Here is a 12,099-nt window from a genome sequence, read left to right as displayed (position 1 = left end):
ACCTCCTAACGAATCTGTCCCACGACATTTAGGTCCACAGGAAGGGTGTACAGAAGAAATAGGACTAGTTAATGACGCAATAGCTGACCTTTCATTCTACTGGCCAGCACCGGGCAAACCGAGGTTTCGCTGCTCTGCGCAGCCCGTTTCAGTGCGCCCGTGCAATGTCCGGCCTCGTCGCTAGTGTGGGAGAGTCGAAACAATCGAAGGGAATTTTGGGATGTCCGATGTGCGTGTGGCTGTGTCAAGACTTGGCGAGGACGACTCGCTCGAAGCGCAGAATGCTCGCGCTGTGAAGTGGCTTCTTGAGCAGCCGGGCGGATCAGTGGTCGTCGTGACACCGCGACGAGTAGTGGAGAGCGCGAGTATCAGGCGACTGATCTCGTCTCCGCAAGTGCGTCACCATGCCTGGCGAGGATTCTCTGGCGGCAACTTCGACGGCCAGCGCGTGCTCTATGCCTGGCCCGATCGTAAGCGCCTCAACGAGGTGTGGCATGTGGAGGCCGACGCGATCGCGGTCATCGAATGGGGCATCGACGAGACCGCCGAGTGGCTAGATGACATGAACCCGGTTCAGCTGTACCGTGGCCGGACGATCGTGCCTTCTACGGATCCCAAGCCGGCTCTTGAAGCGCTGCCAAACGGTGTGGACGGCATTCTTGAGCACGTCGCGTCTATGGCAGCCGGATACTCTTCGGGCCTGAAGTGGAACGAAGAGGACAAGCTCAAGGCTGACATGATGCATCGGCCCGATCGTTGGGCTCCGGTCACTGTCGAGCAGGTTCTCGCGAAATGCCGTGCTCTCGGAATGCGCGGTGAAGACGCCGACACGATCGCCGGGCTCTTGCAGCGACGTAAGGAAGGGCGACGCTTCAACGTGCGGTCGTCGTACCGGGATTTCCAGTTCAACTGACTTGCCGCTCGCGTTCGTTTCCGGAGGGCTGGAGGGCGCAGGACGATTTCCGGGACGCTGCGATGTGTCGGCGATGGGCAAGGAGGCCTACTGAACATGCACCTGACCCGGATGGACTTGCTGCACACACGTGCGCTGGACACGAGAGTTCCTCTAGGTACTTGCGATGCGAACACGAATTGGAGGACGGCAGCATATTCGGCTGGCACGATCACGGCGGGCCACACACGTGTGACTGGGGAATTTACGGATTTGAATGCCCCGGGAAGGCGAGCGCTGAGCGGGTCCCTCGCGTATGAGAAAGAACCGCAACGGCAGCACGTTCGGGTTCGCGTCTGCAGTCCATTTTTGGCGTCACAACGTGCTGCGATAGCGGTAGTGCTCTGGAGCCATTTAGAGTGCATGATCCCAGTAACGGAGGGCTTCGTACGGAAGCACGAGTACGTCTCAGGCCCGACTTCGTGTGGCAAAGCTGTGACGGGCGCGAACGGAGTGGATCACAGTACGTTCTGCGTCAGATCTGCGCTAGGGCGTGTCTCCCTTATCGGTGGTGAGGCTCGCGGCAGGCTGGTCGGGTGAGGTCGACAGGGTCGCGGTATCAGGTATTCACGGACGAGCAGTGGGAGCGGATCGAGCCGTTACTGCCCTCGAATCAGGGCCGGCGTGGGCATCCCTTCGGGGAGCACCGCAGGGTGGTGGAGGGCATCGCCTACCGGTATCGGACCGGGATCCCGTGGCGGGACCTGCCCCGGGAGCAATTCGGGCCCTGGCAGACGGTGTGGAAACGCCACCGCCGCTACGCCGCGGACGGCACCTGGGACCGGGTCCTGACCCAGGTGCTGGCCGAGGCCGACGCGGCCGGGATGATCGACTGGTCGGTCTCGGTCGATGCCACCATCGCCCGTGCCCACCAGCACGCCACGAACACCACTCGCCCGGACCAGGACACAGGGGGCCGGGGCAAATCACAAGAAACTGCCGCTGACCGAGGTTGAACCGCCCGGTCACGGCATCGGCCGCTCCCGCGGCGGACTGACCACCAAGATCCACCACGCCGTGGATGGCCGCGGCCGGCCGCTGGCCACGATCGTCACCGGTGGCCAGCGCAATGACGGGGCCGTGCTGGCCCAGGTGCTGGCGGAGATCCACGTCCCGCGGACCGGGGGCGGACGAGCTCGGTCCTGTCCCGAGGCGGTGATCGCGGACCGGGCCTACGCCACCGGGGTGATCCGCACCGAACTACGCCGCCGCCGAATCACCGCGGTGATCCCGGAAAAGCGCGACCAGATCGCCGCCCGAGCCCGTCGCGGAAGCCGCGGTGGCCGCCCACCGCGTCTGGACGAACAGGCCTACCGCGGACGCAACGTGGTCGAACGGTACTTCGCCCTGGCCAAGCAATGGCGCGGCCTGGCCACCAGATACGACAAGCTCGCCATCACTTACCGCGCCGCCGTCACCATTTGCGCCATCCTCACCTGGCTACGCGCATAAGGGAGACACGCCCTAGCTAACCGCAGATCCACCGCAGACGGGGCGGGCCATCCGGGAGACCGGGTGGCCCGCCCTTTTTGCGTGCCTGGAGTCGAGGCTTTGCTAGCGTGGGGCCCATGAGCACAGGTGAGGACCAGCTGCTGGGGGTGGGATAGGGAGCCGGGAGCGTCGTGCTCCTCGGGCCGATCAGTTGCGGAAAAACCACGATCGGGAAGCTGCTGGCCGGACGGCTTGGTCTGCGCTTCGTGGATTTGGATGATTTACGAGCCGACCATTATCCGGCGCTGGGGTATGACGAGGCAGAAGCCGACCGGCGACAGGCAGCTGGTGGACTGCCGGCCAAGCTCGCCTATTGGAAGCCCTTCGAAGCAGCCAGTGTGGAAAGGACCCTGAGGGAACATGGCGCCGGCTGCGTCATCGCCTTCGGAGCAGGGCAGGCCATCCACGAAGACCCACAGCTGGCTGAACGCGTACGCAGCGCCTTGGAAGCGGCCTCCGCCGTCGTGCTGTTGAAGGTCGCGGCGCAGCCCGGTGCCGAGGCTGAGGAGCTGGCCCGGCGGATCCGCGCCGATTTTGCCGACGAGCCGGAACTGGCCGAGCAGATTGTCGACCTCAACGAGACCTTCATCCATGCCCCCGATCATGCAGCGCTGGCGACCCATGTCGTGGTGACACACGGACAGGGGCCCGACGAGGCCTCCGCGGCCATAGCCCAGGCTCTCGACGGCTAGGATCCGTAACCGATGCCCACCCCGAGGGCTATTACGCTTTAACGATGGAAGCACTCAGCACATCGTGGCCGCTCTTCGGCCTGCACCTGTCCACTCCGCGCTTGGAGCTGCGGGCGATCACCGATCAGGACCTGCCGGCCTTCCAAGCTGCCGGACTCAGCGGCATCCACGAACCCGGGCGCAGCCCCTTCTCCCATCCCTGGACCGACGTCCCCGATGCCGAGCTGCCAACGAACATGGCCCGGCATATTTGGCGGGTCCGGGCCCAGACCCGGACGGAGGACTGGACGCTGCCCCTCGGCGTCTGGCATGAAGGTGACCTGGTGGGGATGCAGGATCTGATGGCCCGGGACTTCGCTGACCTGCGCACCGTCTCCACCGGATCCTGGTTGACCCGCACGGCTCAAGGCCGGGGCATCGGTACCGGGATGCGCACCGCCGTCGTGCTCTATGCCTTCGGCTATCTGGGGGTCGAGGTGGCCGAATCCGAGGCCGCGAGCTGGAACCACTCCTCGTGGGGGATCTCGCATGCCGTGGGATATCAGGACAACGGGGTGACGCGGCGGATGTGGTGCGGATAGCCGCAGGAAGTCCAGCTGGTCAGGTTCACCCCTGGACAGCTGAGACGTCCCGATTGGCAGCTGGAGGTCGCAGGGCACGACGCCGTCGCCTCGGTCCTGCATCTCCCGGAAGCCGCGCCAGCGCCGGCGGGTCGAGAACCCGTCGCCGTGCGCAGTACGATGGAATGATGTTTCCGGCTTCGAAAGGACGACCCGGCATGGGAATGCTCGAGACCATCCGAGAGCCGCGTGATTTGCGCTCACTGGGGATGACGCAGCTTCAGCAGTTGGCCCAGGAGATCCGTGCCTTCCTGATCGCGAACGTCTCCCGTACCGGGGGACATCTGGGCCCGAATCTGGGGGTCGTGGAGCTCACGTTGGGGATCCACCGGGTCTTCGATTCCCCGCGTGATTCGATCGTCTTCGATACCGGGCACCAGTCCTATGTGCACAAACTGCTCACCGGGCGCCAGGATTTCTCCACGCTGCGCCAGCAGGACGGGTTGGCCGGTTATCCCGAACGCTCCGAGTCGGTCCACGACATCGTCGAGTCCTCGCATGCCTCAAGTTCCCTGTCCTGGGCCGAAGGCATCTCCCGGGCCCGGAAACTCTCCGGCGAAGGGGACCGCTACGTCGTCGCCGTCGTCGGCGACGGCGCCCTGACCGGCGGCATGGCTTGGGAGGCCGTGAACAACATCGCCGCCGATAAGGACCGCCGGGTCGTGATCGTGGTCAACGACAATGGACGTTCCTATGCCCCCACCGTCGGCGGTCTGGCCGACCAGTTGGGTGCTCTGCGCCAACGCACCCTCGATAAGGTCAGGACCCACCCCGTCTACGAGGACACCCTGAACTGGTGGAAGGACCGCCTCCAACAAGGTGGGGCCGTCAGCCGTTTTGCCTATAAGTCGCTGCATGCCACCAAGAAGGGCATGAAGGACTGGTGGGCCCCGCAGGGGCTGTTCGAGGATCTGGGCATGAAGTACATCGGCCCGATCGACGGACATAACCTGGAGGCCGTGGAAGAGGCCCTGCAGCAGGCCCGGCAGTACGAGGGCCCGGTCATCGTGCATACGCTCACCCAGAAGGGCCGTGGTTTCGCACCGGCACTGGCCGACCCGAACGACCAGATGCATTCGGTGGGCGTCATCGACCCCGAAACCGGCGAACCTGTCTCCCGACCCGGAGCCCAGTCCTGGACCTCGGTCTTCGGCGAAGAGATCGCCGATATCGCCGACGAGCGTCCTGACATCGTCGCGGTGACGGGGGCCATGCTCATCCCGGTCGGGTTGTCCACGATGGCCGCCCGCCACCCCGAACGGGTCATCGACGTCGGTATCGCCGAACAGCATGCCTTGACCAGCGCCGCTGGCATGGCCTTCGGTGGCCTGCACCCGGTGGTGGCGCTCTATGCGACGTTCCTGAACCGTGCGTTCGACCAGCTGCTCATGGACGTGGCCCTGCACCGCGCGGGGGTGACGGTGGTGTTGGACCGGGCAGGGGTCACCGGCCCCGATGGGCCGAGCCACCATGGCATGTGGGATATGTCGCTACTGCAGTCGGTGCCCGGGCTTTCCCTGGCCGCCCCGCGCGACGCCACCCGGCTGCGTGAGGAACTACGTGAAGCCGTAGCCATCAACGATGCCCCCACCGTCCTGCGTTTCTCCAAGGGCACTGTCGGGCAGGAACTCGAGGCCATCGAACGACTTGAGGACGGGGTCGATGTCCTGGCCCGGCATGGCGAAGGGGACCGCGATGTGCTGATCGTGGCCGTCGGGTCCATGGCCGGATTGAGCTTGGACGTCGCCGAACGGCTCGAGGCCCAAGGAGTGTCCTCCACGGTGGTGGACCCCCGCTGGGTCCTGCCCATCGCCAGGTCCCTCATCGGCCTGGCCGCCCGCCACCGGATCGTGGTCTGCATCGAGGACGGGGTCAAGGCCGGCGCCGTCGGCTCACGGATCCGCCAGGAAATGCGGGCCGCAGGGGTCGATACTGCACTGAACGAGGTCGGCCTGCCCACCGAGTTCCTCAAGCACGGCTCACGCAACCAGATCCTGGAACGCGTCGGCCTGACCGCCAACCAGATCACCCAGGACACGCTGGCCCAGGTCCTGGGCACGAAGGTCCCCTTCGCCCGCCCGCTTCCCGGCCAGGATGCCCCGACCGGTCAGATCCCGCAACTGTGAACCGGCTGCAGACGCTGGCCCAGGCCCCCGGGGACATCGCGGTGGGCGATCAGGTCATCGCCCGGGCCTGGAAGTACGACGGTTGGCCGCATTGGGTGGTCCCGGGGCGGTATCTCGGGGCGGACGAATACGGGCACTGGGTGATCCAGCCGGCCGGATCGCTGGTGGCCCGGCCCGGCGCCGCCTTCGCCGCGGAATCCGATGCGATCTGCCTATTTCCCCATGATGCGGATTGGGTGGCCACCTTCTACGACGACTCCCATCCCGGCCACTTCCGTCTCTATATCGATGTCTCCAGGAATCTGGGGTGGCGGGCGCTGAAGCCTTCCGGCTGGGAATTCAACTCGATCGACATGGACCTGGACGTGGTCCGCTCCACGAGCCGCGGCATCTATCTCGACGACGAAGACGAATTCGAGGACCATGCCCTATCCATGGGCTACCCCCAGGAACTGGCGCAGCGGATGCGTGATGCGGCCCGGGAGCTTCTGGAGGCCGTGGAAACCCGGCAGGAACCGTTCGGGGCGAGCGCCGACGTCTGGTTCGACCGCGGACGACGCCTGCTGGCCCAGGCAGTAGGCTAGATGCGGCGACGCGCCACCACCGAAGCAGGGGCGCCGAACCACCGTACGAGCACCGGCAAGAACCGAGGAGAATCGCATGCCGATCCAGCGCACCTACCGCCGCGACGACGACGGGGTCCTGCAATTCCGTGAGGCCTGGTTCGAGCAGACCGAGGGCGGGGAGACCGGCCAGTTCGTGGTCAACCACGGCACCGTCGGGAACCTGTCCACCACCAAGGAAGCCGTCGATGTCGATGGCGAACGCGGGGCGGGGCTCATGGGGGCCTTCGCCGACCAATGCGCCTGGGACGGATTCGCCGAACTGACCGGGGCCGACCAGTCGTGGGTGATCGTCCAATACGCGTTGAAGACCACCGAAGGGACCCAGCGCGACGAATATCTGCGTGATAAGGCGATGGAAGCGCTGCGTGGACATCTGGCGTGGCGTGGCCTGGGGACGGTGGAGTCCAGCGACTTCGCCCCCCGGAAACTCAATATCCGCGTACTTTCCCCCGAGCCCGGCAAGGCGGTCACCGCCATCACCACGTGCATCCGGCAGGCCAAGCTCGACTTCACCAAGCTCTCCATCGGGGTGGCGCCCTACGACACCCCGGAGGCAGCCAAACAGAAGTACCCGATGCCGGCCAAGACCCCGTTCTCCGTGGCCTGATCCGTTCCCGTCCCGCCCCTCCTTCCGAAAGGACGCATCCCGTGAGCTCCTCCAGCAATTCGACCCGCGCCGCCACCGCCCAGCCACACCCCGAGATGGAATACCGTCGGCTGGGCCGCTCGGGGCTGAGTGTCTCCGTCGTGGGCCTGGGGTGCAACAACCTCGGCCGCAGCGGCACCGCCACCGAATCGCAGGAGGGCACCAACGCGATCGTGCACGCGGCCCTGGACTCCGGCATCACCCTGTTCGACACCGCCGACACCTATGGGCGCGAACCAGGACTGGCGGAGACCCGCCTGGGCAAGGCCCTGGGCACGCGGCGGGACGAGGTCGTGGTGGCCACGAAATTCGGCATGGACGCCGGGGGAGCCAACGGCCGGGACTTCGGGGCCCGAGGGTCCCGCAAGTACATCATGCAGTCCGTGGAGGCGTCCCTGGGCCGGCTGGGGACCGATTACATCGACCTCTACCAGTTCCACACCCCCGACGACCTGACCCCCATCGATGAGACGCTGGCCGCCCTCGATGACCTCGTGGCCTCCGGCAAGGTCCGCTACATCGGGCATTCGAACCGGGCCGGCTGGCAGATCGCCGATGCCGAATTCACCGCCCGCAGTGGAGGCTACACCCGGTTCATCTCAAGCCAGAACCACTACAACCTGCTCGACCGCCGGGCCGAACTCGAAGTTCTCCCGGCCTCGAATGCCTACGGGTTGGGCGTGCTGCCCTACTTCCCGCTGGCCAATGGCTTGCTGACCGGCAAATACACGTCACGGCAGGCGCCCGGCGGCAGCCGGCTGAGCCACTCGCGGCAGAACCTGCTGGACAAGGTCGACTTCGACCAGTTGTCCGAACTGTCCGATTTCGCCTCGGCACGGGAACTGACACCGGTGCAGGTGGCCTTCTCCTGGTTGGCGGCCCAGGACCCGGTGTCCAGCGTCATCGCCGGAGCCACCCGGGTGGAGCAGATCCACCAGAATGCCGCCGCCGCCCAGTGGAAGCCCGACGCCGAGGACCTGGCGGAACTGGACCGGATCTTTCCTCGTGAACCGAAAGTCGCCCTCTTCTAGGAAGGGACCTCATGGCCGAACCCGTGGAGGACCTGAACACGCTGCCGGACTTCGAACGCTGGGAAACGTTCTGGGTGGGTGGCCAACGTGTTGGTGCCCTGCACCGCATCTGGCAATATTCGGTGCTGTTGACCCGCATCGCCATCGAGGACGAATCGGGGGACTACCTGGCCGAGTCACGCATCCGCTTCGTGCCTGGACCCGACTGGGATCTGAGTTGGTTCCATTCCAGCGGCATGGACCAACCGGTCCTGCTGCATAATCCGGCCAACTGGACCCACACCGGCAGCCTGCCCGTCGTCAGCGCCGAATCGTTGATCACCCCTGATGGGCGCGAACTCCCCACGGGGGTGAGCCGGCAGGCCCCGGCGGGAACGGTGCCGGGCTACGGAGAATTCCTCGTGGTGCGCAACCTGGTGGGTCGCGGACGGGCCGAAGCGGCCTGGAGCAGCATCCACGACGACGACGGACAGGTCCAGCAGACCCGCCTGGTGGCGGTCGAGGATCCCCACCCCCCTGCCTACGTGGCCCCGTCCCTCGACGGGGGACCGGTGCTGCGCTTCGACCGTTTCGACGACGACCAGCGCGGGGCCAGCCATTGGGTCGTCGACGGGGAGATCCTGGCCAGCGAATGGGCCGGGGCGTATTCCGTGCGCGTCGGAGACGACGCCGGCTCCGCGGCCTGGGAAACCATTGCCGGGCTGCAGGATTCAACGGCCCGCTTCCTGCTCCACGGAGCCCGCCACTGATCCCGGGACGCGGGACCGCCTAGAGGTAGATCAGGACGTCCTTGCCCTTGATCTCCGCGGCAAAACGCGCCAGGGGCTTCGATGCCGGCCCGACCACGGCCGAGCCGTCTTCATGGGAGAACTCGGAACCGTGGCACGGACATTTGAAATCCTTCTTGGTCACACCCACCGTGCAGCCCTGATGGGTGCAGACCGCCGTATACGCCAGGACGGTGTCCTCGTCCTGGCGCCAGAGCAGGTAGGTGTCACCGTCAACGGCCACCGAGGCGCTCTGGCCCACCGCCAATTCGTCGGTGGTGGTTGCCTTCGTGGCCTCGCCGCTGGGTTCGGGGATCTCATCGACCGAGGATCCGCTACCGCAGGCCGCCAACGCCGCCCCGGCCCCCAGGACCAATGATCCGCCCAGAACGGCCCGTCGTCCCGTGGTGTGTGCTGTGAAGTGTTCCATGCTGCCATTGTGGCATCCCGGGGGGAACCAGCGTGGAACACCACGGGGGGCTCAGGGGTAGAGCAGGATCTGCCCATCGGCGATTTCCGCCGCGAAGCGGGTCAGGGCCTCACGGGCGGGGCCACCGGTGGCCGTGCCGTCGGCGGGGTCGAAATGCGATTCGTGGCAGGGGCAGATGAAGTCCTCCTCGCCCGGGCCCACCCGGCAGCCCGCATGCGTGCAGACGGCCGTATAGGCCAGGACCGTTTCCTCGTCCTTGCGGTAGAGCAGGTACGTCTCGCCGGTGGCCTCGGCGTCGACGTTGACCATGGACCCCACGGGGAGATCGGCCACGGGGGCGACGGTCAAGGGGTTCCCGGCCGGTTCCGGCACGGGCTGGGAAGTGTTCTGCGGCGCCGCGGAGGAACCATCGCCGCAGGCGGCGAGCGTCGTGCCCGCGCCGAGGGCGAGCGTGGAACCCAGAACCAGACGGCGGCACGGTTGTGCTGAGGTGTTCATGCCCTGATCCTTTCATGACCACGCATGACGGCGATGCCCCGTCAGCGGGGCATCGCCGTCATGTCGGACAACTCACAGGATCCGGTGGGTCACTCCGCGTGGAAGCGGGCCCCCCGGATGCGTTCGGAGGCACCGACGCGGTCCAGGTACGGCGTGATGCCGCCCAGGTGCATCGGCCATCCGGCGCCGAGGATCATGCACAGGTCGATGTCCTCGGGACCGGCGACGACCCCCTCGTCGAGCATCAGGCCGATCTCCTCGGCCAGGGCCTCCTGGGTGCGGACCAGCAACTCCTCGGACGTGCTCGGCGTCGAACCGAAGCTGAGCAGCTCGAGGGTGGAGTCCGGGATGGACCGGGTGCCGTCGTCGTGCTGGACCCAGAGGGACTTCACGCCGTGGTCGATCAGTGCCTGCTGGTTCGCCGAGACTCGGAAACGGTCGCCGAAGGCCTCATGGAGGGATTCCGTGACGTGCTGGGCGACCGGGACCCCGACCATGGCCAGGAGCGTGAACGGGCTCATCGGCAGACCCATCGGGCGCAACGCGTTGTCGGCGATCTCGGCGGGGGTGCCGTCGTCGAAGGCGTTGGACACCTCGCCCATCAGGCGCAGCAGGACACGGTTGACCACGAAGGCCGCCGCATCCTTGACCAGGACCGCCGTCTTGCGCAGGTCCTTGGCCACGGCGAAGGCGGTGGCCAGGACGGCGTCGTCCGTCTTGGGGGCCCGCACGATCTCGATGAGCGGCATGGCGGCCACCGGGTTGAAGAAGTGGAAACCGACCACCCGCTCGGGGTGCAACAGATCGGCGGCCATCTCGGTGACCGACAAGGAGGAGGTGTTGGTGGCCAGGATGCATTCGGGGGAGACCACGGCCTCCACCTCGGCGAAGACCTGCTTCTTGACCTGGAGTTCCTCGAAGACGGCCTCGATGACCAGATCGGCGTCGGCGAAGGACTCCTTGGAGACCGAACCGGTGACCAGCGCCTTCGTGCGGTTGGCCGCGTCCGCGGATATCCGCTTCTTGGCCAGCAACTTATCGACCTCGCCATGGATGTAGGACAGGCCCTTGTCCACCCGGCCCTGATCGATATCGGTGATGACCACCGGGACCTTCAACAACCTGGCGAAGAGCAGGGCGAACTGTCCGGCCATCAGCCCGGCCCCGACGACACCGATCTTGGTGACCGGGCGGGCGAGCTTGCGGTCCGGGGCCCCGGCCGGGCGCTTGGCCCGCTTCTGCACCAGATCCAGGAAGGAGTAGACGGTGTCGTGGAATTGCGGGGTCTGCATCAGTTCGACCAGGGCGGCGCATTCGAGCCGCGCCGATTCCCCCTGGCTGATCGTCTTGCCGGCCTCGAACACATCCAGGACCTTGCCCGGGGCCGGAGCGGCGCCGGCGGTCTTCGCCTCGACGAAGGCCCGGCCCTTGGCGACGGCGGCATCCCACCGTTCGGCCACAGCCGGATCGGCGGCCGGATCCACGGCGTTCGGCCGGGCCACCTCGGCCCCCGACAGGACGGTATCCGCCCAAGCCAGGGACTGCTCGAGGAAGTCGGCGGGTTCGAACAGGGCATCGGCGATGCCCAGCTTGTAGGCGGCCGGGCCGGCCAACGAGCGGTTGTTGTTCAACGGGTTCTCGATCATCACCGTCGTGGCGGCTTCGGGGCCGATCAGGCGCGGCAGGCGGTAGACGCCGCCCCATCCGGGGACCAGGCCGATGAACGCCTCCGGGAGACCGAGGCCGTTGGCCCCGGAGGAGACGGTGCGGTAGTTCGCGGCCAGCGCGACCTCCAGCCCTCCGCCGAGGGCAACGCCGTTGATGAACGCGAAGGTGGGGACCCCGAGATCGGCCAGCAGATCGTAGGCGGCATGACCGAGATCGGCCATCAGTGCCCCGCTGGCGGATTTCTTCAGCGTCTTCACCGTCGTCAGGTCCGCCCCGGCGACGAGGAAGTGGGGTTTTCCGGTGACGGCCAGGGCCTGGATCTGCCCGGCAGCCGCCCTCTCGTGCTGGCGGTTGAGTTCCCGCCCGAATTCGATGAGGGTTCCCGGGCCCAGGGTGGTCGGCTTGCTGTGGTCCAGCCCGTTGTCCAGGGTCAGCAACGCCAGCGTCGCCCCGGAGGCCAGCGTGACGTCGGAAACCAGGGTGTGGGTGATGATTTCGTCGGGGACCTGCTCGGCGAGTGCCTCGAAGCGGTCAAAATCCTTGGTGGCCATG

At 66.5% G+C, this 12,099-nt stretch carries 12 protein-coding genes; 9 read left to right on the top strand and 3 right to left on the bottom strand.

All coding sequences use genetic code 11. From position 1 onward, the window contains the following. Positions 1–220 precede the first annotated feature (220 nt). The 9 genes from ACT3UE_RS13315 to ACT3UE_RS13275 all read left to right on the top strand — a co-directional run bounded on the left by ACT3UE_RS13315 (position 221) and on the right by ACT3UE_RS13275 (position 8,933). Positions 221–913, top strand: a complete 693-nt coding sequence (locus tag ACT3UE_RS13315) for a hypothetical protein (protein WP_444566862.1) — start codon at positions 221–223, stop codon at positions 911–913. 575 nt (positions 914–1,488) lie between these two features. Continuing rightward, a protein-coding gene (locus ACT3UE_RS13310) for an IS5 family transposase (RefSeq protein WP_444566861.1) occupies positions 1,489–2,404 on the top strand; the annotation gives its coding sequence in 2 pieces (ribosomal slippage) (positions 1,489–1,850 and positions 1,849–2,404; 918 coding nt in all). Between the two features lie 170 nt (positions 2,405–2,574). After that, complete coding sequence (locus tag ACT3UE_RS13305; protein WP_444566860.1) at positions 2,575–3,135, top strand: shikimate kinase; 561 nt, start codon at positions 2,575–2,577, stop codon at positions 3,133–3,135. Between the two features lie 44 nt (positions 3,136–3,179). Continuing rightward, positions 3,180–3,716 carry a GNAT family N-acetyltransferase gene (locus tag ACT3UE_RS13300; RefSeq protein ID WP_444566859.1) on the top strand — a complete coding sequence of 179 codons (537 nt, stop codon included), beginning with the start codon at positions 3,180–3,182 and terminating at the stop codon, positions 3,714–3,716. Between the two features lie 197 nt (positions 3,717–3,913). After that, positions 3,914–5,881, top strand: a complete 1,968-nt coding sequence (gene dxs, locus ACT3UE_RS13295) for a 1-deoxy-D-xylulose-5-phosphate synthase (RefSeq protein ID WP_444566858.1) — start codon at positions 3,914–3,916, stop codon at positions 5,879–5,881. Beyond that, positions 5,878–6,465 (top strand): DUF402 domain-containing protein, encoded by a 588-nt coding sequence (locus tag ACT3UE_RS13290; protein WP_444566857.1) that lies wholly within the window; start codon positions 5,878–5,880, stop codon positions 6,463–6,465. Before dxs ends, ACT3UE_RS13290 begins: the two co-directional genes overlap by 4 nt. 76 nt (positions 6,466–6,541) lie before the next feature. After that, on the top strand, positions 6,542–7,114 hold the full coding sequence (locus ACT3UE_RS13285) for a hypothetical protein (RefSeq protein WP_444566856.1): 573 nt from the start codon (positions 6,542–6,544) through the stop codon (positions 7,112–7,114). A 95-nt stretch (positions 7,115–7,209) separates the two neighbouring features. Beyond that, a complete protein-coding gene (locus ACT3UE_RS13280; protein WP_444566864.1) occupies positions 7,210–8,184 on the top strand; it encodes an aldo/keto reductase in 975 nt (324 codons plus the stop codon). An 11-nt stretch (positions 8,185–8,195) separates the two neighbouring features. Next, a complete protein-coding gene (locus tag ACT3UE_RS13275) occupies positions 8,196–8,933 on the top strand; it encodes a hypothetical protein (protein WP_444566855.1) in 738 nt (245 codons plus the stop codon). 19 nt (positions 8,934–8,952) lie between these two features. Here ACT3UE_RS13275 and ACT3UE_RS13270 read toward each other — a convergent pair whose 3' ends face one another. The 3 genes from ACT3UE_RS13270 to ACT3UE_RS13260 all read right to left on the bottom strand — a co-directional run bounded on the left by ACT3UE_RS13270 (position 8,953) and on the right by ACT3UE_RS13260 (position 12,098). Beyond that, complete coding sequence (locus tag ACT3UE_RS13270) at positions 8,953–9,381, bottom strand: Rieske (2Fe-2S) protein (protein ID WP_444554015.1); 429 nt, start codon at positions 9,379–9,381, stop codon at positions 8,953–8,955. Between the two features lie 51 nt (positions 9,382–9,432). Continuing rightward, entirely contained in the window at positions 9,433–9,879 is a 447-nt protein-coding gene (locus ACT3UE_RS13265; protein WP_444554014.1) for a Rieske (2Fe-2S) protein, read from the bottom strand. Positions 9,880–9,968: 89 nt separating this feature from the next. Continuing rightward, on the bottom strand, positions 9,969–12,098 hold the full coding sequence (locus ACT3UE_RS13260; protein WP_444566854.1) for a 3-hydroxyacyl-CoA dehydrogenase NAD-binding domain-containing protein: 2,130 nt from the start codon (positions 12,096–12,098) through the stop codon (positions 9,969–9,971). Position 12,099 lies beyond the last annotated feature (1 nt).

The sequence above is a fragment of the Arthrobacter sp. 179 genome, from assembly GCF_052379645.1.
Taxonomy (GTDB): domain Bacteria; phylum Actinomycetota; class Actinomycetes; order Actinomycetales; family Micrococcaceae; genus Arthrobacter_H.
This window is presented reverse-complemented; position numbering and strand designations above follow the sequence as displayed.

Coding starts and splice junctions, on each gene's coding strand:
- dxs (WP_444566858.1), top strand. CDS start 3,914: ATGGGAATGCTCGAGACCATCCGAGAGCCGCGTGATTTGCGCTCACTG.
- ACT3UE_RS13265 (WP_444554014.1), bottom strand. CDS start 9,879: ATGAACACCTCAGCACAACCGTGCCGCCGTCTGGTTCTGGGTTCCACG.
- ACT3UE_RS13270 (WP_444554015.1), bottom strand. CDS start 9,381: ATGGAACACTTCACAGCACACACCACGGGACGACGGGCCGTTCTGGGC.
- ACT3UE_RS13285 (WP_444566856.1), top strand. CDS start 6,542: ATGCCGATCCAGCGCACCTACCGCCGCGACGACGACGGGGTCCTGCAA.
- ACT3UE_RS13260 (WP_444566854.1), bottom strand. CDS start 12,098: ATGGCCACCAAGGATTTTGACCGCTTCGAGGCACTCGCCGAGCAGGTC.
- ACT3UE_RS13275 (WP_444566855.1), top strand. CDS start 8,196: ATGGCCGAACCCGTGGAGGACCTGAACACGCTGCCGGACTTCGAACGC.
- ACT3UE_RS13280 (WP_444566864.1), top strand. CDS start 7,210: ATGGAATACCGTCGGCTGGGCCGCTCGGGGCTGAGTGTCTCCGTCGTG.
- ACT3UE_RS13315 (WP_444566862.1), top strand. CDS start 221: ATGTCCGATGTGCGTGTGGCTGTGTCAAGACTTGGCGAGGACGACTCG.
- ACT3UE_RS13300 (WP_444566859.1), top strand. CDS start 3,180: ATGGAAGCACTCAGCACATCGTGGCCGCTCTTCGGCCTGCACCTGTCC.